This window comes from Pseudomonas sp. P105, from assembly GCF_032614175.1.
GTDB lineage: Bacteria > Pseudomonadota > Gammaproteobacteria > Pseudomonadales > Pseudomonadaceae > Aquipseudomonas > Aquipseudomonas rhizophila.
The window spans coordinates 4,238,723-4,263,796 of record NZ_CP126693.1 but is presented as its reverse complement, the minus strand read 5'-3'; the positions used below and the strand labels follow the sequence as shown (position 1 = coordinate 4,263,796).

Below are 25,074 nucleotides of genomic sequence, written 5' to 3'. Positions count from 1 at the left end.
CGCTTCGACGGTGGCCCACTTTTGTATAGGTGTAGTTGCGATGAAACGTGTAGGTCTGATCGGTTGGCGCGGCATGGTCGGTTCCGTGCTCATGCAGCGAATGCTGGAAGAGCAGGATTTCGATCTCATTGAACCGGTGTTTTTCACCACCTCCAATGTCGGTGGCCAGGGCCCGTCCGTGGGCAAGGACACCGGTGCGCTCAAGGATGCCTACAGCATTGACGAGCTCAAGACCCTCGACGTGATCCTGACCTGTCAGGGTGGCGACTACACCAGCGAAGTCTTCCCAAAACTGCGTGAAGCCGGCTGGCAGGGTTACTGGATCGACGCCGCCTCCAGCCTGCGCATGCAGGACGACGCCGTGATCATTCTCGACCCGGTGAACCGCAAGGTCATCGACCAGCAACTGGACGCGGGCACCAAGAACTACATTGGCGGCAACTGCACCGTCAGCCTTATGCTGATGGGCCTGGGCGGCCTGTTCGAGGCCGGTCTGGTGGAGTGGATGAGTGCCATGACCTATCAGGCGGCCTCCGGGGCCGGCGCGCAGAACATGCGTGAACTGATCAAGCAAATGGGTGCGACCCACGCCGCTGTCGCCGATGACCTGGCCAACCCGGCCAGTGCCATCCTGGACATCGATCGCAAGGTCGCCGAGGCGATGCGCAGCGATGCGTACCCGACCGAGAACTTTGGCGTGCCGTTGGCCGGCAGCCTGATCCCGTGGATCGACAAGGAACTGCCGAACGGCCAGAGCCGTGAAGAGTGGAAGGCCCAGGCCGAAACCAACAAGATCCTCGGTCGCTTCAAGAGCCCGATCCCGGTGGACGGCATCTGCGTGCGTATCGGTGCCATGCGCTGCCACAGCCAGGCGCTGACCATCAAGTTGAACAAAGACGTGCCGATCGCCGACATCGAAGGGCTGATCAGCCAGCACAACCCTTGGGTCAAGCTGGTGCCGAACAACCGCGAAATCAGCATGCAGGAGCTGAGCCCGACCAAGGTCACCGGCACCTTGAACGTACCGGTGGGTCGTCTGCGCAAGTTGAACATGGGCTCGCAATTCGTCGGTGCCTTCACCGTCGGCGACCAGTTGCTGTGGGGCGCGGCCGAACCGCTGCGTCGCATGCTGCGGATTCTGCTCGAGCGTTGATCGGTCTCTGCTGTGAAAGAGCCCGTGCCTTGTGAGAGGTGCGGGTTTTTTTATGGGAACGGTGTCGTCCGTGACATCGTCATCGCGAGCAAGCTCGCTCCCACAGTGGATCTTCAGTGGCCACAACACCTGTGGGAGCGAGCTTGCTCGCGATGGGGCCAGTACAACCACTGCAAACTCCCCTGCCAATTGCCTGCATACCCCCCACCCGGTAAAGTGCCGCTCCCCACGTTTTACCTGAGGTAGACCCATGAGCCAGTCCTTTGATATTGCCGTGATCGGCGCCACCGGTACTGTCGGCGAAACCCTTGTCCAGATTCTCGAAGAACGTGACTTCCCGATCGGCAACCTGCACCTGCTGGCCAGCAGCGAGTCGGCAGGAAGCTCGGTGATGTTTCGCGGCAAAAATGTGCGGGTGCGCGAAGTCGACGAATTTGATTTCGGCAAAGTCCAACTGGTGTTTTTTGCCGCCGGCCCGGCGGTGACCCTGAGCTTCGCCCCGCGTGCCACGGCGGCCGGTTGCGCGTTGATTGACCTGTCCGGCGCCCTGCCGCCTGAGCAGGCGCCGCAGATCGTGCCGGAAGCCAACGCCGGGCTGCTGGCGGGTCTGAGCAAGCCGTTTCAAGTCAGCAGTCCCAGTGCGTCGGCGACCGCGCTGGCCGTGGTGCTGGCGCCGCTGCGCCAATGCCTGGCGTTGCAGCGTATCAGCCTGACCGCCAGTCTCGCTGTGTCCGCTCAGGGCCGCGCCGCCGTCAGTGAGCTGGCCCGTCAGACTGCCGAGTTGCTCAATGCACGTCCCCTTGAGCCGAAATTTTTCGATCGGCAAATGGCGTTCAACCTGCTGGCTCAGGTGGGTACCCCGGACGAGCAGGGTCACACGCTGCTGGAAAAGCGTCTGGTGCGTGAATTGCGTCAGGTGCTGGAACAGCCTTCGTTAAAGATTTCCGTCACTTGCATTCAAGCCCCGGTGTTTTTTGGCGATAGCTTTAGCGTGACTGTGCAGGCAGCCGGCGCCGTCGACCTGGCGAAAGTCAACGCAGCCTTGGAGGCGGCACCCGGCATCGAGCTGGTGGAGGCGGGCGATTACCCGACCCCGGTGGGCGATGCGGTAGGGCAGGATGTAGTCTACGTTGGACGTGTGCGCGGGGGGATCGATGACCCGGCGGAACTAAATATGTGGCTGACGTCAGATAACGTACGCAAGGGCGCGGCGCTCAATGCTGTGCAAGTGGCTGAGTTGTTGATAAAAGACCTGCTGTAAAAGATACTTGGCAACAATTTGTCGAATGATTCTAGCTGGGCGCTATGCTTGGCCAGAGTGCTGAAGGCGAACCTCCCTCTCGGGGCTTTCCCCGAGCATGAGTGAAACGATCGCGCGCGCCGTTGCTTCGGGGGGCGCGCAATGCCTTACGGCAGCGGCATCAACACCTTCTCGCTGGCCGAGGAATGTTCAAACAAAGGAAGAGGCTATGGTTCAAGTTCGCAAACTGGTGTTAGCAATAGCGGCCGCCTCGGCGCTGTCCTCCGGTATGGCGCAAGCACTCGGGCTCGGGGAATTGACCCTGAAGTCGCCGCCGAACCAGCCTCTGGTCGCCGAGATCGAGCTGCTCGATGTCCAGCAATTGACCGCCGCCGAAGTCGTGCCGAGCCTGGCCTCGCCCGAGGAGTTTGCCAAGGCCGGAATCGACCGCCAGGCGTTTCTCAATGACCTGACCTTCACCCCGGTAATCAATGCCAATGGCAAGAGCGTCTTGCGGGTGACTTCCAGCCAGCCGCTGTCGGAGCCGATGGTCAAGTTTCTGGTGCAGGTGATGTGGCCCAATGGCCGTCTGCTGCGCGACTACAGCGTGTTGATCGACCCTTCCAAATTCTCCCCCCAGGCGGCTGACGCCGCCCGGACGAAGCCGTCCCAGGTCGTCTCCACGCCGGTGACGGGCGCCACCAAGCCTTCCCAATACACCACCACGCCGCGCGATACACTTTGGGAAATTGCTGCCAAGGTGCGCAACGGCGGATCGATCCAGCAAACCATGCTGGCGATCCAGGCGTTGAACCCGGACGCATTCATCAACGGCAACATCAATTTGCTCAAGACCGGCAAGGTATTGCGTCTGCCGGACCCGGTGCAAAGCACCGCGTTGCCGCAGCCCCAGGCTATCGCTGAAGTGGCTGCGCAGAATGCCGCCTGGCGCCAGGGGCGGCGGGGCGTTGCGCGTTCCGGCCAGCAGCAGTTGGACGGTACCAAGCGTGGTGGCAGTCAAGCTGCACCGGCCCAGGCGGCCGGTCGCGATAATCTGAGTCTGGTCTCCGCCGAGGCTGCGAAGGCCGGCGCCAAAGGCGCTGCCGGCGATGCCCAAGCCCTGAGCAACCAGCTCGCGGTCACCCAGGAAAGCCTCGATTCGGCTCGCCGCGACAATGAAGAGCTCAAAAGCCGCATGGCGGATCTACAGAGCCAACTGGACAAGCTGCAGCGCCTGATCGAGCTGAAGAACAATCAGCTGGCCAAAATGCAGGCTGATGGTGTCGCCGTACCGCCGCTCGATGAGTCGGCCCCGGCGATGTCGGCAGAATTGACGCCGGACCCAACGGCGCAAGCTCCTGCACCCGCGCCTGAAGCGACGCCGCCCGCGACTCCCGTGGAGCCAGCCCCGGCAGCGTCCAGCGAACAAAAGTACAACGATCTGCTGACCAATCCGATCCTGTTGGGTCTGGTTGGCGGTGGTGCGTTGATCCTGCTGTTGTTGCTGCTGTTGCTGGCCCGTCGCCGCAAGGCGCAACAGGAAGCCGAGAAGCACTTGCGCATGGCCCGAGCCCTCGAGGAGGAGGCTGATTTCTCCCCGGAGCTCGATCTGCCCCCGAGCAGCTTCGAGGGCATTGAAGTTCCACCGCCAAGCGTAAAGCTCGAACCAAAACCCGCTCCCGCGCCAGCGCCCAAGCCAGCCCCGGTGATTGCGCCCGTGATCGTCACGCCGCCGATCGCCGCGCCATTGGTGGCTCCGGCTGCCGAGCGTTCCGACGATGTGCTGGGGCAGGCCCAGTCCCACATTGATCGTGGTCGTTTGAATCAGGCGGCTGATCTGCTTGAGCAAGGCATCAAGGCCGAGCCTCAGCGCAGCGACCTGCGCCTGAAACTGATGGAAGTCTACGGTCAGCAGGGCGACCGCGACGCCTTTGTTGCCCAAGAGCGCCAACTGGTGGCCAACGGCGAAAACTATGCCCAGGTCGAACAGCTCAAAAGCCGTTTCCCGGCGATGGTGGTGGCCACCACTGCCGGTCTGGCCGCCGCGGCAGTCGCTGCGGAGCTGGACGCCCAGTACGTCAAGGACTTGCTGGAAGACACGCCGCCCACCGATGAGGAGCTCGACAGCGCCTTCGACCTGAGCCTTGAGGATCTGGAAGCCGCACCGGCAACGCCTGAGCCAGAGCCTGTCGTCGAGCTGGATGCATTCCCGTCCGATGATGACCTGGACTTCGAATCGTTGCTCAAGCAGCAGACCGAGGCCAATGAAAGCCTGGATGACCTGTCGGAGTTCGACCTTGACCTGGGGGCCGACGCCCCGGCGCCGACGCCAGCCCTGGCCGACGAAGACTTCCTGCTGGACCTGGATGACGACCTCAAGGGCCTGGATGAGCCTGCCGTCCAAACCCCTGCGGTGGCCGACACCCCGTCTGACGACCTTGAGCTGCCGGAAGATTTCGACCTGTCCCTGGCCGATGAAATGGACGTGCAAGACAAACCCAAGGACGCCTTCGAGTCCGAACTGGACGATGTCAATGCCGAGCTTGAGCGCCTGTCCGACAGCCTCGCTCAGCCGACTTTCACTGCTGAAGACGCGTTGGCCAGTGCCGACGATGAGCCGGATTTCGACTTCCTCAGCGGTACCGATGAAGTGGCGACCAAGCTCGATCTGGCCCAGGCCTACATCGACATGGGTGACAACGATGGTGCCCGGGATATCCTCGGCGAAGTCCTCAGCGAAGGCGATGCCACGCAGAAGAGCGAGGCGCAGGAAATGTTGTCGCGCCTGGCCTGAGGTGATCGGGTAAACAAAAGCGGCAGCCGGTGAGGCTGCCGTTTTTGTTTGGGCTGGAGTTTAGGTTGGCTGGCGGGCCTCATCGCGAGCAGGCTCGCTCCCACAGAGGTTCTCGGGTATTCACAAATCCTGCGCCCAGCACAAATCCCTTGTGGGAGCGAGCCTGCTCGCGATGGCGCCAGTACATTCAACACATGACCACCGGTTGGACTGGCATCCCATCCCGCCGGCCTTATAATGCCCGCCTTTGCGTACTTCAGCAGGCTGTAATTCCTTGGCAAACATAGACAACCCGGCCGCCGAAATGGCGGCCGACGGCTTTTTCCGGATCGCCCTGGGCGTTGAATATAAAGGCTCGCGCTATCGCGGCTGGCAGCGCCAGGCCTCCGGTGTGGCGACGGTGCAGGAAACCCTCGAAAACGCACTGTCCAAAGTCGCTGATTCGCCCGTGTCGCTGCATTGTGCCGGCCGTACCGATGCCGGCGTGCACGCCTGCGGCCAGGTGGTGCATTTCGACACCCAGGTCGAGCGTTCGATGAAGGCCTGGGTCATGGGGGCCAACATCAACTTGCCTCACGACGTCAGTGTCAGCTGGGCCAAGGCAATGCCGGCGCATTTCCATGCACGCTTCAAGGCCATCGCCCGGCGTTATCGCTACGTGATCTACAACGACCAGATCCGCCCCGCGCATCTGAACGAAGAAATCACCTGGAACCACCGTCCGCTGGACGTCGAGCGCATGGCTGAAGCCGCGCAGTACCTGGTCGGTGTTCATGATTTCAGCGCCTTTCGCGCCGGCCAGTGCCAGGCCAAGTCACCGATCAAAGAGCTGCATCACCTGCGGGTGACCCGCCACGGCAAAATGATCGTGCTCGATATCCGCGCCAGCGCCTTCCTGCATCACATGGTGCGCAACATCGCGGGCGTGCTGATGACCATCGGTGCCGGTGAGCGGCCGGTGGAGTGGATCAAGGAAGTGCTCGAAAGCCGCATCCGGCGTTCCGGTGGCGTGACGGCGCACCCGTTTGGCCTGTACCTGGTGCAGGTCGAATACCACGATGAATTCGAGCTGCCGCAGCGTTACATCGGGCCACATTTCCTCACGGGCTTCTCGGAACTCGACGGCTGACGCCCTGCGCAGCATTTGCTACCATCCGGGACTTTCACGGATTTGCCTGAGGTTTTGACGACATGCCGGCCGTTCGCAGCAAGATTTGCGGGATCACCCGCGTCGAGGACGCGCTGGCGGCGGTGGAGGCTGGTGCCGATGCCATCGGGCTGGTGTTTTATGCCAAGAGCCCGCGCGCGGTGACGGTGCAGCAGGCGAGGGCGATCATCCAGGCCTTGCCTCCGTTCGTGACCCCCGTCGGCCTGTTCGTCAACGCCAGTCGTTGTGAGCTGGGCGAGATACTCGACGCGGTGCCGTTGGCCCTGTTGCAGTTTCACGGGGACGAGACGCCGGCCGATTGCGAGGGCTGGCATCGGCCGTACATCAAGGCGTTGCGGGTCAAGGCCGGTGATGACATCGCGGCCAGTTGCGATGCCTTTGCCGGTGCCAGTGGCATACTGCTGGACACCTATGTGGAAGGCGTTCCCGGTGGGACCGGTGAAGCATTCGACTGGTCGCTCGTGCCCCAGGGCCTGAGCAAACCGATTATCCTCGCCGGTGGGTTGACGGCGCAAAACGTGGCCGAAGCCATCCGTCAGGTTCGCCCTTACGCGGTCGATGTCAGCGGTGGGGTAGAGCAAAGCAAGGGCATCAAGGATCCGGCCAGGATTCGTGCGTTCATGGCCGCTGTACGCAGCAGCCAGTAGTCAATGTGACGGCTGGCAGACTGCCGCCGTCCATACCAGCACTGTACAAAGCAGGCAGGCGCCGCCTCCGGGTGGGCCGATAGCGTAGTGGTAGCCGCGGTGCCGCGGTTGCCGGGATGGCTGAGGAGGTTGGGCTGCACGCAGGTCATGCTTCGCGCTGATCGTGGTGGTCCCTCGACCCTCGCCGCACAATGAATTTAGCTCAAGGGCATACGCGGGACCGCGAACCAGAGCGTTCGGGTCACCGGTACTGGAGAAAGAAAGCATGAGCAACTGGTTGGTAGACAAACTGATCCCTTCGATCATGCGTTCCGAGGTGAAAAAAAGCTCGGTGCCTGAAGGTCTGTGGCACAAATGTCCATCCTGCGAAGCGGTGCTGTACCGCCCCGAGCTGGAAAAGACCCTGGACGTTTGCCCCAAGTGCAACCATCACATGCGCATCGGTGCGCGTGCCCGTATCGACATCTTCCTGGACGCCGAAGGCCGTGTTGAGCTGGGTGCCGACCTGGAGCCGGTGGACCGCCTGAAATTCCGCGACGGCAAGAAGTACAAGGATCGCCTGACCGCGGCCCAGAAGCAGACCGGCGAAAAAGACGCCCTGGTGTCCATGAGCGGCACCCTGCTGGGCATGCCGGTGGTGGTTTCGGCCTTCGAGTTCTCCTTCATGGGCGGCTCCATGGGGGCCATCGTCGGTGAGCGCTTCGTGCGTGCCGCCAACCATGCCCTGGAAAACCGTTGCCCGATGATCTGCTTTGCCGCTTCCGGTGGTGCGCGTATGCAGGAAGCGCTGATCTCCCTGATGCAAATGGCCAAGACCTCCGCGGTGCTGGCGCGTCTGCGTGAAGAAGGCATTCCGTTCATCTCGGTGCTGACCGATCCGGTCTACGGCGGCGTTTCCGCCAGCCTGGCGATGCTGGGCGATGTGATCGTTGGCGAGCCGAAGGCGCTGATCGGTTTTGCCGGCCCGCGCGTTATCGAGCAGACCGTGCGCGAAAAATTGCCGGAAGGCTTCCAGCGCAGTGAGTTCCTGCTGGAGCACGGCGCCATCGACATGATCATCCACCGCCAGGAATTGCGTCCGCGTCTGGGCAACCTGCTGGCGCAACTGATGGGCCTGCCGACCCCGAAATTCGTCGCCGCCCCTATCGAGCCGATCGTGGTTCCGCCGGTGCCAGCGAACATATGACCCAACGTACCCTGGGCGATTGGCTTGCCTACCTTGAGCAGTTGCATCCGTCAGCCATCGATATGGGGCTGGAGCGCTCGCAAGCGGTAATGTCCCGCATGGGACTGGCCAAGCCGGCGCCCCGGGTCATCACCGTTACCGGCACCAATGGCAAGGGTTCGACCTGCGCCTTCGTGGCCTCGCTGTTGCGGGCCCAGGGGTTGAGCGTAGGTGTCTACAGTTCGCCGCACCTGTTGCGCTACAACGAGCGGGTGCAGATCAACGGCGTCGAAGCCTCTGACGCCGAGTTGTGCGAAGCCTTTGCTGCGGTGGAAGCCGGGCGGGGTGAGATTTCCCTTACCTATTTCGAGATGGGCACCCTGGCGGCGTTCTGGCTGTTCGCGGGTGCCGGTCTTGATGCCGTGGTGCTTGAAGTCGGCCTGGGTGGCCGGCTCGATGCTGTCAATCTGGTGGATGCGGACGTTGCGCTGGTCACCAGCATCGGTGTGGACCATACCGATTACCTGGGTGACACCCGTGAGTCCGTCGCCTTCGAGAAAGCCGGCATCTTCCGCCCGGGCGCGCCTGCGCTCTGTGGTGACCTCAATCCCCCTCAACCGTTGCTGGACAAGGTCCGCGAGTTGGGCTGTCCGTTCTTTCTGCGCGGGCGGGATTTCGACCTGGCAATGACTGAGCAGCATTGGCAATGGCGGGGCAGTGACGCCCGGGGCAATCCGGTGGAGTTGCGCGATTTGCCGCTGCTGGAGCTGCCGATGGAGAACGCCGCGCTGGCGCTCCAGGCCTACCTGTTGCTGGACCTGCCATGGCATGCCGGGCAAATTATCGAAGCGTTGCAAGCGACTCGCGTCGTCGGTCGTCTCGATCGCCGCCAGTTCGATTGGCACGGCAAACGCCTGAATCTGCTGCTTGATGTCGGCCACAACCCTCATGCGGCGCAGTATCTGGCCGAGCGCTTGGCGCGGCGGCCGGTAGCCGGGCGCCGCCTGGCGGTATTTGGGCTGCTTGGCGACAAGGATCTGGATGGCGTTGTCGATGCGTTGGGTGCTAGTGTCCAGCATTGGGCGGTAGCACCGCTGGATTCTCCGCGCTCGCGCCCGGCTGCCGAACTACGGGAAGCCTTGCAGCGTCGCGGCGCTTGCGTAGAGACTTATGACAGCGTGGCCGCAGCGCTGGAAGGGCAGTGCGCCCTGGCGACGGTCGACGATGAGATCCTGCTGTTCGGATCATTTTTTTGTGTTGCCGAGGCCCTTCAATGGCTGGCCCGGCGCTCCACGGAGGAAGCTGCAGATGGCATTGCTGGATAAAGCGTACAAGCAGCGCATGGTCGGGGCCCTGGTATTGGTGGCCTTGGCGGTGATTTTCCTGCCGATGCTGTTTTCTCGTCAGGATGAGCAGCGCCAGGTTACGGTCGACGCTCCGGCTGCCCCTCAGGCGCCGTCTGTTGCGCCCGTGCAGGTCGAGCCGGTGCTGGTGCCTGAACCTGAAGCGCTACCCCAGGAACCCGTTCCGAGCGACGAGGAGCTGGCCGAGCAACCTGCGCCTTCCCTGCCGATCGAGCCTGCGCCGGCGGCGCCCGCCACGGCAGCGCCGGCTCCGAGCAAGCCGGCAGTCGCTCCAGCCCCGGCAGCACCGGTGGCCAAGCCGGCCCCGACCCAACCGATTACCCCAGCCCCGGCCAAGCCGGATACCACGCAAAGCCGCGTGGACGCCAACGGTCTGTCGGTCAGTTGGTCCGTTCAGTTGGCCAGCCTGAGCAATCGTGAGAGTGCCGAAAAACTGCAGAAAACCCTGCGCAGCCAGGGCTACAACGCCTATATCCGCACCGCCGATGGCAAGAATCGCGTATTTGTGGGGCCGCTGATCGAGCGTGCCGAGGCCGATCGGCTGCGGGACCTGCTCAGCCGCCAGCAGAACCTCAAGGGTTTTGTGGTGCGTTTTCAGCCTGAGCGCGGTTGACGGCGGTTTGCCTGATTTGAATCACACTGACAATCGCAGCTTACCGACAGCTCTGGCCTCTGCTAAAATGCGCCGCCTTATCCGTCTGTAGGCTGCACCGTGCCATTTACCTGGGTTGACTGGGCGATCGTTGCAATCGTCGCCATCTCCGCATTGATCAGTCTGAGCCGCGGCTTCGTCAAGGAAGCCCTCTCGCTGCTGACCTGGATCATCGCGGGGGTCGTAGCCTGGATGTTTGGTGGTTCGTTGTCCCAGTACCTCGCCGGATACATTGAAACTCCGTCGGCCCGCGTGATCGCGGGCTGTGCCATCTTGTTTATCGCCACCTTGCTGGTCGGCGCAATGATCAACTACCTGATCGGCGAACTGATTCGCGTCACCGGGCTTTCCGGGACGGACCGGTTCCTGGGCATGGCCTTCGGCGCGGCGCGTGGCGCGTTGCTGGTGGTCGTGGCTGTCGGGCTATTGAGCCTGGGGCCGGTACAGCAGGATACGTGGTGGCAGGAGTCCCGGCTCGTGCCACAATTTCTATTGGTCGCAGACTGGTCCAAGAACCTGATCCTGGGTTGGAGCAGTCAGTGGCTTGCCAGCGGTATCAGCGTACCCGCTGAAATACCGTTCAAGGAACAACTCTTGCCGATGGCCAAAACGCCGCAGTGAGTGTTGTTCAGTTCAGATCCATTAAGTAGGGGTTGTGTCGCATGTGTGGCATCGTCGGTATCGTCGGTAAGTCGAACGTCAATCAGGCGCTGTATGACGCGCTAACCGTGCTCCAGCACCGCGGCCAGGACGCTGCCGGTATCGTGACCAGCCATGACGGCCGGTTATTCCTGCGCAAGGACAATGGACTGGTGCGTGACGTGTTCCATCAGCGTCACATGCAGCGCCTGGTTGGTCACATGGGCATTGGCCATGTGCGCTATCCAACAGCGGGCAGCTCGACTTCGGCCGAAGCCCAGCCGTTCTACGTCAACTCGCCGTACGGCATCACGTTGGCGCACAACGGCAACCTGACCAACGTCGAGCAGTTGGCCAAGGAGATCTACGAATCGGACCTGCGCCACGTCAATACCAACTCCGACTCGGAAGTGATGCTCAACGTCTTCGCCCATGAACTGGCCCAGCGCGGCAAGCTGCAGCCTACCGAAGAAGATGTGTTCGCCGCTGTGACCGACGTGCATAACCGCTGCGTCGGCGGCTACTCGGTCGTGGCGATGATCACCGGTTACGGCATCGTCGGTTTCCGCGACCCCCATGGCATCCGCCCGATCGTGTTCGGCCAGCGTCACACCGACGAAGGCGTCGAGTACATGATTGCCTCGGAAAGCGTGTCCCTGGACGTGCTGGGCTTCACCCTGATTCGCGACCTGGCCCCGGGCGAAGCGGTCTACATCACCGAAGACGGCAAGTTGTTCACCCGTCAGTGCGCGACCAACCCGAGCCTGACTCCGTGCATCTTCGAGCACGTCTACCTGGCGCGCCCGGACTCGATCATCGACGGCATCTCGGTCTATAAGGCCCGCCTGCGCATGGGCGAGAAACTGGCCGACAAGATCTTGCGCGAGCGGCCGGACCACGACATCGACGTGGTCATCCCGATCCCGGACACCAGCCGCACCGCGGCCCTGGAGCTGGCGAACCACCTGGGCGTCAAGTTCCGCGAAGGCTTCGTGAAGAACCGTTACATCGGCCGTACCTTCATCATGCCCGGCCAGGCCGCGCGGAAAAAATCGGTACGCCAGAAGCTCAACGCCATCGAACTGGAATTTCGCGGCAAGAACGTGATGCTGGTGGATGACTCCATCGTGCGCGGAACCACGTGCAAGCAGATCATCCAGATGGCCCGTGAAGCCGGTGCCAAGAACGTATACTTCTGCTCGGCGGCGCCGGCCGTGCGTTATCCGAACGTCTACGGCATCGACATGCCGAGCGCCCACGAGCTGATCGCCCACAATCGCACTACCCAGGAAGTGGCCGACCTGATCGGCGCCGACTGGCTGATCTATCAGGACCTGCCGGACCTGATAGAAGCGGTGGGTGGTGGCAAGATCAAGATCGAGCAGTTCGACTGCGCAGTGTTTGACGGCAAGTACGTCACCGGTGACGTCGATGAGGCCTACCTGAACAAGATCGAGAACGCTCGTAACGATGCGTCCAAGGCCAAGACCCAGGCGGTCAGCGCGATCATCGATCTGTACAACAACTGAGTGACAAGCCGGCCCTGAGGGGCCGGTTTGCGTTTAATGACTACAGGAGCGACAGCATGAGTCAGGATTGGGATGCCGGTCGGCTGGACAGCGACCTTGAGGGTGTAGCGTTCGATACCCTGGCGGTCCGCGCCGGTCAGCACCGCACGCCGGAAGCCGAGCATGGCGATCCGATGTTCTTCACGTCCAGCTACGTGTTCCGTACCGCTGCCGATGCGGCGGCCCGGTTTGCCGGCGAGGTGCCGGGCAACGTCTACTCGCGCTACACCAACCCCACCGTGCGGGCTTTCGAAGAGCGCCTCGCTGCTCTGGAAGGTGCCGAGCAGGCTGTGGCCACCGCCACCGGCATGGCGGCGATCATGGCCGTGGTCATGAGCTTTTGCAGCGCTGGCGACCACGTGCTGGTGTCGCGCAGTGTCTTCGGCTCGACCATCAGCCTGTTCGAAAAGTACTTCAAGCGTTTCGGCGTGGAAGTCGATTACGTGCCCCTGGCGGACTTGTCCGGTTGGGATGCGGCAATCAAGCCCAATACCAAGATGCTGTTTGTCGAATCGCCGTCCAACCCCCTGGCCGAGCTGGTGGACATCGCCGCGTTGGCGGAAATCGCCCACGCCAAGGGCGCCATGCTGGTGGTCGATAACTGCTTCTGCACGCCGGCGTTGCAACAGCCACTGAAGCTGGGTGCCGACGTGGTGGTGCATTCGGCGACCAAGTTCATCGATGGCCAGGGTCGTTGCATGGGCGGCGTGGTTGCCGGTCGTGGCGAGCAGATGAAAGAAGTGGTGGGCTTCCTGCGCACCGCCGGGCCGACCTTGAGTCCGTTCAACGCCTGGATCTTCCTCAAAGGCCTGGAAACCCTGGGCCTGCGTATGAAAGCCCATTGCGCCAACGCCCAACTGCTGGCTGAGTGGCTGGAGCAGCAGGATGGCATCGAGAAAGTGCACTACGCCGGCCTCAAGAGCCATCCGCAACATGACCTGGCCGCGCGTCAGCAGCGCGGTTTCGGTGCGGTGGTGAGTTTCGAGGTCAAAGGGGGCAAGGAGGGCGCCTGGCGCTTCATCGACGCCACCCGGTTGATTTCCATCACCGCCAACCTGGGTGACAGCAAAACCACCATCACTCACCCAAGCACCACCTCCCACGGTCGCCTGACGCCCCAGGAGCGTGAAGCAGCGGGCATCCGCGACAGCCTGATCCGCGTTGCGGTGGGTCTGGAGGACGTGGCTGACCTGCAAGCCGATCTGGCCCGTGGGTTGGCCGCCTTGTGATCGAGCTGGCAACGCCGCACGGCGGCACTCATGGCCGGGTAGCTCTGGTGACAGGCGCCGCGCGGGGTATCGGCCTGGGGATTGCCACCTGGCTGATCTGTGAAGGCTGGCAGGTGGTGCTGACTGATCTGGATCGTGAGCGCGGCTCCAAGGTCGCCAAGACGCTGGGGGAGAACGCCTGGTTCATCACCATGGATGTGGCGGATGAGACGCAAGTCGCCACGGGAATCGCCGAGGTGTTGGGCCAGTTTGGGCGGCTTGACGCGCTGGTGTGCAACGCGGCCATCGCCGATCCCCACAACATCACCCTGGAAAGCCTGGATCTGGCCTACTGGAATCGGGTCCTGGCGGTGAACCTGGGTGGTCCCATGCTGTTGGCCAAGCATTGTGCGCCATACCTGCGTGCCCACAATGGCGCCATCGTCAACCTGGCCTCGACCCGTGCCGCACAATCAGAACCCGACACCGAAGCCTATGCGGCGAGCAAGGGCGGCTTGCTCGCCCTGACCCATGCCTTGGCGATCAGCCTTGGGCCGGAGATCCGGGTCAATGCTGTCAGCCCCGGCTGGATCGACGCACGGGACCCGTCCCAGCGTCGCGCGCAGCCGCTCACCGATGCCGATCATGCTCAGCATCCGGCAGGCAGGGTAGGCACGGTGGAGGATGTAGCGGCAATGGTGGCGTGGCTGTTGTCGCGCAATGCCGGTTTTGTCACGGGGCAGGAGTTCGTGGTGGACGGCGGCATGACCAAGAAAATGATTTATGAGTGAAGGCAGCTGCAAGCGGCAAGTTTTAAGCTGCAAGCAGGGCGGTGTGGATCCAGTGCTTTTAACTTGTAGCTTGGAGCTTGCCGCTTGAAACTGTTTTTGAAAAAAATCCAACCCTGCTATTGACTTAGCTTCGGTACCTGCGTAAATTTCGCGGCCTCAACGAAGCAAAGGGTGATTAGCTCAGCTGGGAGAGCGTCTGCCTTACAAGCAGAATGTCGGCGGTTCGATCCCGTCATCACCCACCATGTTTTACGAGAGTTTTGCGAAAGCAAGACGGAAGCTGTCAAAAGCCTCCACCGACGCGCAGCGGTAGTTCAGTCGGTTAGAATACCGGCCTGTCACGCCGGGGGTCGCGGGTTCGAGTCCCGTCCGCTGCGCCATATTTTCCGAAGCAGGTTCGCCTGGTTCGAGATCCAAGCCCAAGGGGTTGGATCAGACGAGTTAACTGGACGCAAGTCCATAGCGATACGCAGCGGTAGTTCAGTCGGTTAGAATACCGGCCTGTCACGCCGGGGGTCGCGGGTTCGAGTCCCGTCCGCTGCGCCATATCTGCTTCGAGGCCCACTGAACGCCTTGAAGCTAAGAAGAAAGCTGAAAAGCTACTTCTAGTCGATAGCAAAGACCCTGGTCGAAAGACCGGGGTTTTTTGTTTTCGGGATAATGACACTGAAAGGTTGGAACGCGCCCGTGGCGAGGGAGCTTGCTCCCGCTGGGCTGCGCAGCAGCCCTTTTCTATGAAGTCGTCCGACGAGTCTCAGAACCCAAGCCTATCCCGCAGCCCGTAATACCAAGCCCCCATCGCCGCGAACGGCGTGCGCAACAACTGACCGCCGGGGAAAGGGTAGTGCGGCAGATCGGCAAACGCATCGAAACGCTCAGCCTGACCACGCAGCGCCTCGGCCAGGACCTTGCCCGCCAGGTGCGTATACGTCACGCCATGGCCGCTGCAGCCCTGGGAATAATAAATGTTGTCCCCCAGGCGCCCGACCTGCGGAAGGCGCGATAGCGTCAGCAGGAAGTTTCCGGTCCAGGCGTAGTCGATCTTCACGTCCTTGAGCTGCGGGAATGCCTTGAGCATCTTCGGACGAATGATCGCTTCAATATTCGCCGGATCCCTCGCGCCATACACCACGCCGCCGCCGAAAATCAGACGCTTGTCGCCCGTGAGTCGGTAGTAATCGAGCAAGTAATTGCAGTCTTCAACACAATAATCCTGGGGCAACAGGCTGCGAGCCAGCTCATCGCCCAACGGTTCGGTAGCAATCACCTGTGTACCGCAAGGCATGGACTTGGCTGCCAGCTCCGGCACCAAATTGCCCAAGTAAGCATTGCCCGCCACGATGATGAACTTGGCCCTGACCTTGCCCTGCGGTGTATGCACAACCGGGCTGGCGCCACGCTCGATGCGCACCGCCGGCGACTGCTCATAAATCACCCCGCCAAGAGACTCCACCGCCGCCGCCTCACCGAGGGCCAGGTTCAGCGGATGAATATGCCCACCGCTCATGTCCAGCATCCCGCCCACATACTCCTCGCAGGCCACCACCTCGCGAATACGCCGCTGATCCAGCAACTCCAACTGGGTATGCCCGAAACGCTCCCATAAACGCTTCTGCGACTCCAGATGGCCCATTTGCTTGGCGGTAAGGGCAGCGAACACTCCGCCATCCTTCAAATCACACTGAATCTGATACTTCGCCACCCGCTCGCGAATGATCCGACCGCCCTCGAACGCCATATTGCCCAGCAACTGCGCCTGCTGAGGCCCGACACTGCGCTCGATCACGTCGATGTCGCGGCTGTAACTGTTAACGATCTGCCCGCCATTACGACCCGAAGCCCCAAAGCCGACCTTTGCCGCCTCAAGGACCGTGACCTTGAAACCGTTCTCCAGCAGAAACAGCGCAGAGGACAGGCCGGTGTAACCAGCGCCGATCACGCAAACATCCGTTTCGACATCATCCTGCAGGGCAGGGCGAGCTGGAACCGGATTGGCCGACGCGGCGTAATAAGATTCTGGATACGGTGTGTTCGCCATTCTGCAACCTCTGTTTTATATTTTTTACGAATGCGCCGATCCTACCCGAGATAAAAATCAGCCGCCAGCCACCGCCAAATCTTCGGCGCTTGGGCGAAATTAAATATTTTGCATATTCATAGGGTTAGGTGAAAAAAAGGTATTGACACCCCTTCGGAATTCCGTAGAATGCCGCCTCACAGCAGGCACGTAGCTCAGTTGGTTAGAGCACCACCTTGACATGGTGGGGGTCGTTGGTTCGAGTCCAATCGCGCCTACCAAACAAAATCCGCTCTGCTGGGCGGTCTAGAAGGGTCAACCGAGAGGTTGGCCCTTTTTTGCGCCTGGGGTTTGGGGAGGCTTGTTATAGTGGAAGCCACTGATAGCCGATACGCGGGCTTTTTCGCTACTCAACGGCCATTGGCGATATCTGCTTCGGCCTCGCCAATCAGATCGTCGAGAGATACTCGAACAGGTGTTTCGTTGGCGTCGAGACGTGCCTTGACCAGGTGTACGAGTTCCAGTTCGTCCAGGCGCTCGACCATCGCCTCATAGACATTCGCCGGGACCATGTAGCCCACAACGCGGTTGTGGTTCAGCACGGCCACAGGTAAGCCATTGGTGCTGCTCAAGGCGGAAGATGGGTTCTTCATGAGTTCAGATACGCTGACGGCCACATCGGCCAGAATATTTTGCATGGATATGACTCCTGAATAGGTCTTTATTCTGGTCTTTTTATTCAGGAGTGACCACCGCCCAGAATCTCCATGCGAGGCCCAAGTCCAGTCAAACCACGGGACATCGATCAGTCCGTCGTGCGTATGCCGCTGGCGTATTTGCTCCGCTACCTTCTTCACCAGTGAGCATCCCGACGCTTATTTTTCATCCTTGCTGATTTATGTCAAAAGCGGGCGACTTATGAGTCGCCCGCTTTTTGTAGGTCTCAGTTTCTAAAAGCAAGGACTCGGTCCGATTGTCTACCGCTTGCGCTGACATCAATCCGCAGTAGAAAAGGGGACAGATTTATTTTTACTTCGCTGCGCTGAGGGTTTTCATCGAATGGATTCGCTTGGATCAACTGGCAGCCGGCTAGAAAATAAATCTGTCCCCTTTTTTCCGGACGCCACAAGCCGACCGTCACCACGCGACCTGGCAATGTGCGAGGCGACGGTCATGCCCTGGCACATCCTGAGCTGGCCGGAGGGCGACTTGCGGACGGTGGTACCCGCCGGCGAGACGCCATTGCTGAAGCGCCCCTTCGTCCACGGTGCCTGGGACTGCTGGCAGGTCTGCGCCGACTGGTACAAGCGCGAGTAGGGGCTTGAGTTCGGAGCTTTCAAGCGCGCCGACGGCTGGTGGGAGAGCAAGGACAACACCAGCCTGTACGAGGTGAACTACGAGGCCGCCGGCTTCTACCGCGTCGACCAGCCACAGCGCGGCGACATGATCGTGACGGAGGTTGGCCGGACGGCTCACCCGAACCATGCCGGGATTTTCCTCGGTGCTGACCCGGGGCTGCCTGGCGAAGACGCCGAGGCCTTCGGCCCCGGGTCTTTTATGTTGCACCACCTGTATGGGCGCCCGAGCGAAATCATCGTCTTCGGCGGGCCATGGCTTGACCGAACACTCCTGATACTCCGGCACAGCCAAACGAATTAGCCACGTGATCCGACAGGGCTGTGGGCGTGCGGACCAATCAGCGTTTCGTGCCGGGAAGCCCTGGAGCCATGAAGTCGTCAGTATCTGGCTCTTAATGCTAAAAAAATCAATGACTCAGAGTTAAAGCTAATTGATGCGTTTGCCTTGAACGTCAACTAGGACCGACTACTCTTGTCAGCAGTGCAGGTGCCAAGATGATTAGCTAGATTTAAGAAATGGAAATAAATATTAGACGGCACAGCATGGTGTTGTTCAAAGAAGATTTATGACTTTCAATCGTGATAATTGGTTTTGTTGGTGGTCTCAGTAGGATCAATATGGAGCGTGATCTATGAAATTCATCGTTTATAATGTGGCGCGTTCAGAGTTTCGCTTGGCTAAATCAATCTCTAAGCTAAATAGGTTTCCAGTTCCACTCGATTCTGGAACTGCTTGGGTACACATAGAAGATGGTGAGCTGAGTAAAGGAGAAAGGATTGCGTTAGGGGCGAAGTTTAGAATTGCGACATTCAGTTATTTTAGGGAGGCGTACGAGCTGGCAAATCTTCTAAAAATAAAATACCCAACAAGTAAGTTTGTAGTCCCCGGTGCCTCGCCAAAAATTCTCAAATGGGCATTGCTGAGGTTGAACTGCAATGTTGTAACTGTTGACGTAAGTGGGGTGGAGCCGTATCGAGTCTCTATTTTAACAGCGGACAGCAAACTTGATAAGGGGGATAAGGTGATTGAAGATGGAGGCCGGAAATTTCATTTTAAGTTCGTGGCTCCTCAGTCCCAATTTATTCAGTACCTGAAGAGTAAGATCCAAAAAGATCCGCAAAAGCTGTTCAATACGATCGTTATTTTGGATTTCAATGACTCTGGTAGCGGGTTGTATGCGCTAAAAAGGGATACGGAGAGTCTGTTCAAGGACTTCGGCTTAAGAGTAAATTATAATGGGGTTGATATGGTGCCTGAAGTTATTGCTGTTTCAATTGCTGACTCGCCGGATCCCAGTGTAAATAACCCGACGGAAAAAGATGTGATAAGAAAGCAAATGCGCGACCTATACTTTAAATCAATCGATGACTCCATTTCTCAGGGGCACAAGGCGGAATTTAAGAATCTTGGTGACGCGATGCAGCTTGGACACCTAAAGGCTAGCATTGGAAGAAATGCTGAGAAACGGGAGTATAATAACTCCGGGCACTGGGCAAACCCTAAAGTTTTGACCGCTGGAAAAGAGCAAGAGAACTACCAGCGTAATAAAAAGCTTTATCAGTCTGCGTTTCAGCTCGAAATCCCTAAACAGCTGTACCAGTACATAATAGATGCAACGTTTGTTGGCGATGGGCGACAAATCGATACCTAAGTGTATCTGGTCGTTTTTACGGTCGATTCTTGCATAGACCTTGAGCAAACAGAGGTGATAATAGAATACAAGGCTCGTAAATCAAAATAGTTGGGGTGTTTGGACTGCACCGTCTAGTCCGGCGCCGGCTTTTTCGTTCCCAGTGATATTCTGCATCCGTTCCCACAGGAGTGACTTGCATGAAATTTATCCTAGGAGTGCTGGCGGTATCGATGTTGGTGGGGTGTGTATCTCCCGGCGACCTTGAGTTGAAAGCTCCGAGCATTTTGGCCAGTACCGATAAAGACCCTAAGCGTTATGCGCTGTGCGTATTTCCACGGTGGCAGGACGCCCGCAGCGATGTTTCTATGTCCGAGACGGAGCATGGCTATCGGCTGATCGCGGCTAGCAACAATCTGACGGACGAGTTACTGAGCGTCAGAAAGACACCGAAAGGCAGCTCGGTACAGCTGTACCAGCGTATGGCTTGGGCGCCAGGTTATGGGCGTAGCGATATGGAACTGGCGGTGAAAAGCTGCCTGTAAAGCGAACAACAACATCAAGCCGCCTCAGGGCGGTTTTTTTATGCCCGGAGAAATCATGTCAGCCATCATCGCTACCTCTCACGCAAGATCTGCAGAAAAGGGACAGATTTATTTTTACTTCGCTGCGCTGAGAGTTTTCATCGAATGGATTCGCTTGGATCAACTGGCAGCCGGCTAGAAAGTAAATCTGTCCTCTTTTAGCCCCTATGCCAGAACTCGTGTCTGTCTGTAGTTGACGTTGAGTTGCACGCAATTCTTTATCCCTGACGAGACGCAAACAGCATCGTCCTTCAGCTCGGGCGCGATTCCAATGAGTAGGCTATGGTTCAAGCGGGCGCGTGCCTTAACGTGCGTGAATAGCAAAGCAAAAAAAGGATAGGTTATGCACTCATCCGCTATTTTTCGTGCGGCTTCGCCTGGTCGCTCGCTGCTTCTCTCGCTCGGTCTGCTCGCTGCGGGTATCACCTCGGACGCATGGGCTGAGGATTATCCCCACGCCCAGGAACCGATTGGCACCGTGGAGCAGATCTATGACGGCGCAATGCTCCCCGATCTGGCGGTCAGTACCTACCGCAACATCGACCGGCTGTTCCCCACCCACAGGATTAAAGCCGGCGATCACCCGTATGCGCTGCCGAAATCAGACAAACAGTTGCCCAACGTTCGCTTCACTGTCGGGGACAAAAAGTACGACCTGTATGACTTCGTCGCACTGGACAGCATTACGGCGATGCTCGTGCTCAAGGACGGCAAGATCGTGTTCGAGACCTACCAGCGTGGCAACACCGAGAAAACCCGATGGATGTCGATGTCGATAGCCAAGTCCATCACCTCCACGCTGGCGGCTGCAGCGATCAAAGACGGCCTTATCAAGGGTCTTGATGCGCAAGTGGTGGATTACGTTCCCGAGCTCAAGGGCAGCGCCTATGAAGGTGTGACCGTGCGCAACGTGCTGATGATGTCTTCGGGCGTGAAGTGGAACGAGACCTACACCGATCCGGCGTCCGATCGTCGCGCGCTACTCAAAGCGCAGATATCGCAGAAGCCGCGTTCGGCCATGGCCTTGATGGCAAGTTTGCCGCGAGCGGCCGAGCCCGGCACGGCCAACACTTACAGCACTGGCGAAACGCAGGTACTCGGCGAGATCGTCCGTGGCGCTGTGAAGATGCCGCTGGCCGATTATCTATCGCAGAAGATCTGGCAGCCGTTCGGTATGGAGAGTGATGCCCGGTGGTGGCTCGATTCGCCTGATGGCGTGGAAATCGGTGGCAGCGGTATCAGCGCCACGCTGCGCGATTATGGACGCTTCGGGCTGTTTTTCATGAACGGCGGCAAGATCAATGGCACGTCGATTCTGCCCGATGGCTGGGTCAAGGAGGCGACGCTGCCGACCAGCCTCAAAGGCGGTAAGTCCCTGGATTACGGTTACATGTGGTGGACGGCGTGGACCGAGCCATCGGTGAAAGACGGCGCCTATTCGGCGGTCGGTATCCAGGGCCAGAACATCTACGTCAACCCTGCCAATAACGTGGTGATTGTCACCTTCGGTGCCCAGCCCAAGCCGGTTGACAAAGAGCCGATCGACCCGATGGTGTTCTTCGATGCCGTGGTAGCTGCGTTGAAGTAATTCGCGCGTCGGTGAGCCGACTAATCACTGGCTCCGTGGTGATAGCGCCATGCTGGCAGTTTTGTGGTGGGTGGGGTTGAATAGCGCAATCCACGAATGGAGTACGGGTCGGTTTATGCAGTTCAAGCGCGGGTTCAAGATCCTCGGTTTCGCTATGCTTATAGCTATGGCGGCTGGTTGTAAGTCTTACACTGAGAAAGCGGCGGAGGGGTTGCCAAACTCCCATACAGCAGGTATTCGGGCGATAGAGAAGACGCTCACTATTGCCAGCGTAGATGGAGCAGATACCCTATATGCTTTGTATACGCAGCGGACCGAATATCGCTTGTCCCCAGGAAACCATCGCCTGGAAGTAAAGAAGTGGACGGGAACGCGCGCGACTAGATCGATTTTTCGGGACGTTAATCTGAAGGCCGGGCGGGAGTACGGTCTTAAGGCTGTGCCAAGTGAAGACTGGTGGGACTTTAGGATTGATGATATGGAAACTGGTGAGCGGATAGATACTCCGATCATCCCCTAAGCGCTTCACTCGTCCCCCTAATTGCTGCGTTAATCTGACCCAAAAGGAGACAGGGGACAGATTTGTTTTTTGCTTCGCTGCGCTGAGAGTTTTCATCGAATGGATTCGCTTGGAGCAACTGACGGCTAGAAATAAATCTGTCCCCTTTTCCATCTGGCTGTACTACGGCGCTAAGTGGGCCGCGGTGCGAGTCGGCCGCCAATACGGCACGAGCGAAGGCAAGGCCCGGGAGCTGATCAAGGCCGGCGTTACCTGGGTGGATTGCGTCTTGGAGCGGATGAGGGAGGCAGCTTGAAAAAAGAGTTGTCCATATGGAATAGCTCTGTTTTCATAGCACCGTGTTCAGCTTTTCAAGCGCGACACCACAGAGAAAGCCCGGCCATTGCGCCGGGCTTTTTTGTGCTTATATGGAAAGAGAAAGAGCCGGCATTATCGGGCTTTTAGTTTCTGATTGGGCCGCCGATACATTCACCACTCATTTCAAATGGATGTAATCGGATGGTCATCTACTTGCTCCTGTCGGGGCTCGGCTTAATGGTTGCTATGCAGCTGGTCATTTTCTGCGTTGCCATAAAAAATTCGTTACCCCAAGCCATGCTCTGCTTAGTCATACCTTTTTACGTGTACGTCTATGCGAAGAAAGACTCACAAGCGAAGGTGTTCCTCTGGGGTTGGTATTTGGGAATTGTTTTGCTCACTGCGGGGGTCGTGGCCTCAGCTTAAAGATATCTCCACATATTTATGAGCCTCGGCATTTGCCGAGGCTTTTTCGTTTTCGGCTCCACTACACCCATTGCTCTGAGCTGGGAGTGCTGCTGGAGCTGATTCAAATTCAGTCATACCTACGGAGTTGAGCGCATGGAATTCCTGCATCGCCTGCTCGACAAGCTTCACTGGGCACTGGCCGGATTGATTGGCGCGATTGCCACCAGTTTCTGGCACCGTGATGACTTGGTAGACCGAAAGGCCTGGGCCATCTTCATTTTCTCGGGTGCGGTCTGTCCCCATTACCTGAGGGGCGTGATTAGTTCCTATTTCGGGATGGTGGAGCCGCGCAGCGTTTCCGGTGTTGGTTTCCTCTTGGGCACCTTCGGTGGTTCACTCATCGCCGCCATCACCCGGGCCATCAAAGCCGCTGACCTCTGGGCTTTTATTCGCCAGAGGTTCGGGGGAGGCAATCCACCATGAATCTTGAACTGATCAACTTCATCGCCTGCGGCATGATCGCCTTGTGGGCATTCTGGTGCGTGGTAAGTGGCAAGGTGAGGGACGGCATCCTCGGGAAGCTGATCTACTCGGCTATCGCCATCAGCGTGTACGTGGTCACTACCCGGCATGACAGCTTTCTGTTCGGCCCGACCACTGCCGGGCTGACGCTGCACATCGCCCTGGCTCTGGCCGGCATCCATCACCTGTTCATGGTCACCTACTGGCAGCGGGTAAAAGCCTGGATCTGCCGACATCTGAACTGTGAGCATTGCATGCGGTGTGACAAGGCGCCCGGCGGGGTCGAACGCCGACCCAAGTAAGTCGGGGTGCGCTTCTGAATATGCGAAGCCGGGACAGCTGCAAATGGTCCGCCCGTGATCAGCTTGCCTTGCTATTCGAAACGCGCTTTCCTGATATCGCCGTGCTTGTTTTGCAGATAGACGGAGTAAGGCAATAAGAGAGTGTCCGCGACAGCTGAGAGGCCCATGTCGAGTACAATAAGTGCTGGGGCGGGGTGTCCATCGAAGCCAGTGTTTTGCCGTGGTTCCGCATCCAGTGTGCAGTAATCAAAAACTGCACCGCTATAGATTCGTGGAACCGAGTCACAGTGGGAATGCCAGCGAGCCAGTTTACCGCTAGCCACAGCATCATCCCGAAAGGTCGTATTGATCGTCCCGCATCCCGACGCTGAAGCGACCGCGAGCACCAACAGAATGCACCTGAAATTCATTGATTCAAGTCCTTTAGAAGAATTTTGGATTGTAGACGAGTGGGTGGAATCGCGAATTCTCAGTTCATAGGTTTCGACACCTTTCGCGCATCAGCAAATTGTGTCGCGGCACTGGAGAGGGTTATGGCGACGATAAGCGTCAAGCTCAAGTCAACTCGCCGCCGGTGGGTTATTCCGTGGTGAGTTGCGCCGCCTACTTGATCGCCGCTGCCAAGAATGCCGGTTTGCCACAGGGTTTAGTTGTAGCAATTCTGTATGTGCAAGCTCCCGACGAGATAGCGCGTATGGCGACCTGAACGGCGAAGATGAACTAGTCCAGGTCAACACTCGCGAAACTTGTAGCAGAACTGCTTGTGGCGGATGCTGAGCTGGAAAGGCGTGAAACTTTGAAATTTTTGCTGGAACGGGCCCGTACATTTGATCTCTTTCGAAGTGGTCTTGGGCTAGCTTTATCGCCGATTGGGGGCATCGGCGGTGGAATGGGTGGAACCCTGCATAGCGTTCTGCCGTGCGATGTATTCGCGTCGAAACTGATGAAACAACACGCCCGAGGACGAATAATCAATGCCCAAGAAACTTCAGGAAAGCAAGACAGCGACGGCTGCTGAAATTGAGCGCTCCATCCAGGCACTGAACAAAGTGGCTGAACGCCTCTGGGGCGATGGTCGGGAGGCTGAGGCGAAAGCCCTGCTCGATGCCTTGGATGCTTTAAACAGGGCGCTCGACAGGATCAGGATTGGAGAGAGCCGCAGGGTTCTTCATTGAGCATTTAGAGTTTTACATGACGCCTGCTCGTTCAATGGGTATCACGATTGCGCTGCAGCCACTCATCGACGACCTCTCCAAGCGTTTTAGGTACGCCATCACGTATCCAGGCCATAAAGCCTTTATCAAATTTAAACTTCGCGCCGCAGTGCTCCACCATGAATCTACGGACGTTCTGTGTGTTTCGGTAATTCTTGCAAACTGGCGTATCTCTTGTGAGCTGATCACTGTGCCAATTAAAACTCATGGGCGCTGGCTCCATGCTGAGTGGTCTAATTTGTGA

24 protein-coding genes, 4 tRNA genes and 1 pseudogene are annotated in these 25,074 nt (G+C 58.9%); 25 read left to right on the top strand and 4 right to left on the bottom strand.

The window, feature by feature from the left end:
* The first annotated feature begins 40 nt into the window (after window positions 1-40).
* From asd to QOM08_RS19040, 15 genes are all read left to right on the top strand, one after another.
* On the top strand, window positions 41-1,153 hold the full coding sequence (gene asd, locus QOM08_RS19110; RefSeq protein ID WP_047229242.1) for an aspartate-semialdehyde dehydrogenase: 1,113 nt from the start codon (window positions 41-43) through the stop codon (window positions 1,151-1,153).
* A gap of 250 nt (window positions 1,154-1,403) precedes the next feature.
* Window positions 1,404-2,414, top strand: coding sequence for an aspartate-semialdehyde dehydrogenase (locus tag QOM08_RS19105; protein WP_076383917.1), 1,011 nt, complete (start codon window positions 1,404-1,406; stop codon window positions 2,412-2,414).
* Between the two features lie 208 nt (window positions 2,415-2,622).
* Entirely contained in the window at window positions 2,623-5,187 is a 2,565-nt protein-coding gene (locus QOM08_RS19100) for a FimV/HubP family polar landmark protein (RefSeq protein ID WP_139049563.1), read from the top strand.
* 304 nt (window positions 5,188-5,491) lie between these two features.
* Complete coding sequence (gene truA / locus QOM08_RS19095) at window positions 5,492-6,316, top strand: tRNA pseudouridine(38-40) synthase TruA (RefSeq protein WP_047229296.1); 825 nt, start codon at window positions 5,492-5,494, stop codon at window positions 6,314-6,316.
* A gap of 62 nt (window positions 6,317-6,378) precedes the next feature.
* A complete protein-coding gene (locus QOM08_RS19090; protein ID WP_047229239.1) occupies window positions 6,379-7,002 on the top strand; it encodes a phosphoribosylanthranilate isomerase in 624 nt (207 codons plus the stop codon).
* Between the two features lie 265 nt (window positions 7,003-7,267).
* Window positions 7,268-8,188: an acetyl-CoA carboxylase, carboxyltransferase subunit beta gene (accD, locus tag QOM08_RS19085; protein ID WP_047229238.1), complete on the top strand. Its 921-nt coding sequence runs from the start codon at window positions 7,268-7,270 to the stop codon at window positions 8,186-8,188.
* Window positions 8,185-9,492 carry a bifunctional tetrahydrofolate synthase/dihydrofolate synthase gene (folC, locus tag QOM08_RS19080; RefSeq protein WP_047229237.1) on the top strand — a complete coding sequence of 436 codons (1,308 nt, stop codon included), beginning with the start codon at window positions 8,185-8,187 and terminating at the stop codon, window positions 9,490-9,492. The genes accD and folC overlap by 4 nt, the downstream gene beginning before the upstream one ends.
* Window positions 9,476-10,144 carry an SPOR domain-containing protein gene (locus QOM08_RS19075; RefSeq protein ID WP_047229236.1) on the top strand — a complete coding sequence of 223 codons (669 nt, stop codon included), beginning with the start codon at window positions 9,476-9,478 and terminating at the stop codon, window positions 10,142-10,144. The genes folC and QOM08_RS19075 overlap by 17 nt, the downstream gene beginning before the upstream one ends.
* A 99-nt stretch (window positions 10,145-10,243) precedes the next feature.
* Window positions 10,244-10,804, top strand: coding sequence for a CvpA family protein (locus tag QOM08_RS19070; protein WP_039593931.1), 561 nt, complete (start codon window positions 10,244-10,246; stop codon window positions 10,802-10,804).
* Window positions 10,805-10,845: 41 nt separating this feature from the next.
* The gene (purF, locus tag QOM08_RS19065; RefSeq protein ID WP_047229235.1) at window positions 10,846-12,351 is read left to right on the top strand and encodes an amidophosphoribosyltransferase; all 1,506 of its coding nucleotides are present in this window, start codon (window positions 10,846-10,848) and stop codon (window positions 12,349-12,351) included.
* 56 nt (window positions 12,352-12,407) lie between these two features.
* A complete protein-coding gene (locus QOM08_RS19060; RefSeq protein ID WP_047229234.1) occupies window positions 12,408-13,619 on the top strand; it encodes an O-succinylhomoserine sulfhydrylase in 1,212 nt (403 codons plus the stop codon).
* On the top strand, window positions 13,616-14,389 hold the full coding sequence (locus QOM08_RS19055; RefSeq protein ID WP_092400417.1) for an SDR family oxidoreductase: 774 nt from the start codon (window positions 13,616-13,618) through the stop codon (window positions 14,387-14,389). Before QOM08_RS19060 ends, QOM08_RS19055 begins: the two co-directional genes overlap by 4 nt.
* A 169-nt stretch (window positions 14,390-14,558) precedes the next feature.
* Window positions 14,559-14,634: transfer RNA gene (locus QOM08_RS19050), tRNA-Val, on the top strand.
* 58 nt (window positions 14,635-14,692) lie between these two features.
* Window positions 14,693-14,769: transfer RNA gene (locus QOM08_RS19045), tRNA-Asp, on the top strand.
* 89 nt (window positions 14,770-14,858) lie between these two features.
* Window positions 14,859-14,935: transfer RNA gene (locus QOM08_RS19040), tRNA-Asp, on the top strand.
* A gap of 208 nt (window positions 14,936-15,143) precedes the next feature.
* Here the strand turns inward: QOM08_RS19040 and QOM08_RS19035 are convergent.
* Complete coding sequence (locus QOM08_RS19035) at window positions 15,144-16,427, bottom strand: NAD(P)/FAD-dependent oxidoreductase (protein ID WP_047229232.1); 1,284 nt, start codon at window positions 16,425-16,427, stop codon at window positions 15,144-15,146.
* A 183-nt stretch (window positions 16,428-16,610) separates the two neighbouring features.
* On the opposite strand from QOM08_RS19035, the gene QOM08_RS19030 reads away from it, so the two are divergent.
* Window positions 16,611-16,687 (top strand) — tRNA-Val (locus tag QOM08_RS19030).
* A 129-nt stretch (window positions 16,688-16,816) separates the two neighbouring features.
* On the opposite strand, the gene QOM08_RS19025 is transcribed toward QOM08_RS19030, so the two are convergent.
* Entirely contained in the window at window positions 16,817-17,104 is a 288-nt protein-coding gene (locus QOM08_RS19025) for an antitoxin (RefSeq protein WP_076383935.1), read from the bottom strand.
* Between the two features lie 418 nt (window positions 17,105-17,522).
* Here QOM08_RS19025 and QOM08_RS19020 point away from each other — a divergent pair.
* From QOM08_RS19020 to QOM08_RS18985, 8 genes and pseudogenes are all read left to right on the top strand, one after another.
* Window positions 17,523-18,065, top strand: a pseudogene (locus tag QOM08_RS19020) (NlpC/P60 family protein); the annotation flags it as partial.
* 331 nt (window positions 18,066-18,396) lie between these two features.
* Window positions 18,397-19,416 carry a hypothetical protein gene (locus QOM08_RS19015; RefSeq protein ID WP_188251359.1) on the top strand — a complete coding sequence of 340 codons (1,020 nt, stop codon included), beginning with the start codon at window positions 18,397-18,399 and terminating at the stop codon, window positions 19,414-19,416.
* 179 nt (window positions 19,417-19,595) lie between these two features.
* Complete coding sequence (locus QOM08_RS19010; RefSeq protein WP_188251358.1) at window positions 19,596-19,940, top strand: hypothetical protein; 345 nt, start codon at window positions 19,596-19,598, stop codon at window positions 19,938-19,940.
* Between the two features lie 55 nt (window positions 19,941-19,995).
* Window positions 19,996-20,118, top strand: coding sequence for a hypothetical protein (locus QOM08_RS19005; protein WP_262927075.1), 123 nt, complete (start codon window positions 19,996-19,998; stop codon window positions 20,116-20,118).
* Between the two features lie 204 nt (window positions 20,119-20,322).
* Window positions 20,323-21,567, top strand: coding sequence for a serine hydrolase (locus QOM08_RS19000; protein ID WP_316911994.1), 1,245 nt, complete (start codon window positions 20,323-20,325; stop codon window positions 21,565-21,567).
* A 49-nt stretch (window positions 21,568-21,616) separates the two neighbouring features.
* The gene (locus QOM08_RS18995; RefSeq protein WP_316911993.1) at window positions 21,617-22,087 is read left to right on the top strand and encodes a hypothetical protein; all 471 of its coding nucleotides are present in this window, start codon (window positions 21,617-21,619) and stop codon (window positions 22,085-22,087) included.
* Between the two features lie 858 nt (window positions 22,088-22,945).
* Window positions 22,946-23,275, top strand: a complete 330-nt coding sequence (locus tag QOM08_RS18990; RefSeq protein WP_188251356.1) for an MFS transporter — start codon at window positions 22,946-22,948, stop codon at window positions 23,273-23,275.
* A complete protein-coding gene (locus QOM08_RS18985) occupies window positions 23,272-23,616 on the top strand; it encodes a hypothetical protein (RefSeq protein ID WP_316911992.1) in 345 nt (114 codons plus the stop codon). The genes QOM08_RS18990 and QOM08_RS18985 overlap by 4 nt, the downstream gene beginning before the upstream one ends.
* Before the next feature lie 71 nt (window positions 23,617-23,687).
* Here the strand turns inward: QOM08_RS18985 and QOM08_RS18980 are convergent, their stop codons facing one another.
* On the bottom strand, window positions 23,688-24,026 hold the full coding sequence (locus tag QOM08_RS18980) for a YceK/YidQ family lipoprotein (RefSeq protein WP_188251354.1): 339 nt from the start codon (window positions 24,024-24,026) through the stop codon (window positions 23,688-23,690).
* Between the two features lie 564 nt (window positions 24,027-24,590).
* On the opposite strand from QOM08_RS18980, the gene QOM08_RS18975 reads away from it, so the two are divergent.
* Complete coding sequence (locus QOM08_RS18975; RefSeq protein WP_188251353.1) at window positions 24,591-24,791, top strand: hypothetical protein; 201 nt, start codon at window positions 24,591-24,593, stop codon at window positions 24,789-24,791.
* Window positions 24,792-24,822: 31 nt separating this feature from the next.
* Here QOM08_RS18975 and QOM08_RS18970 read toward each other — a convergent pair whose 3' ends face one another.
* Window positions 24,823-25,038, bottom strand: a complete 216-nt coding sequence (locus tag QOM08_RS18970) for a DUF6434 domain-containing protein (protein WP_214914446.1) — start codon at window positions 25,036-25,038, stop codon at window positions 24,823-24,825.
* Window positions 25,039-25,074 lie beyond the last annotated feature (36 nt).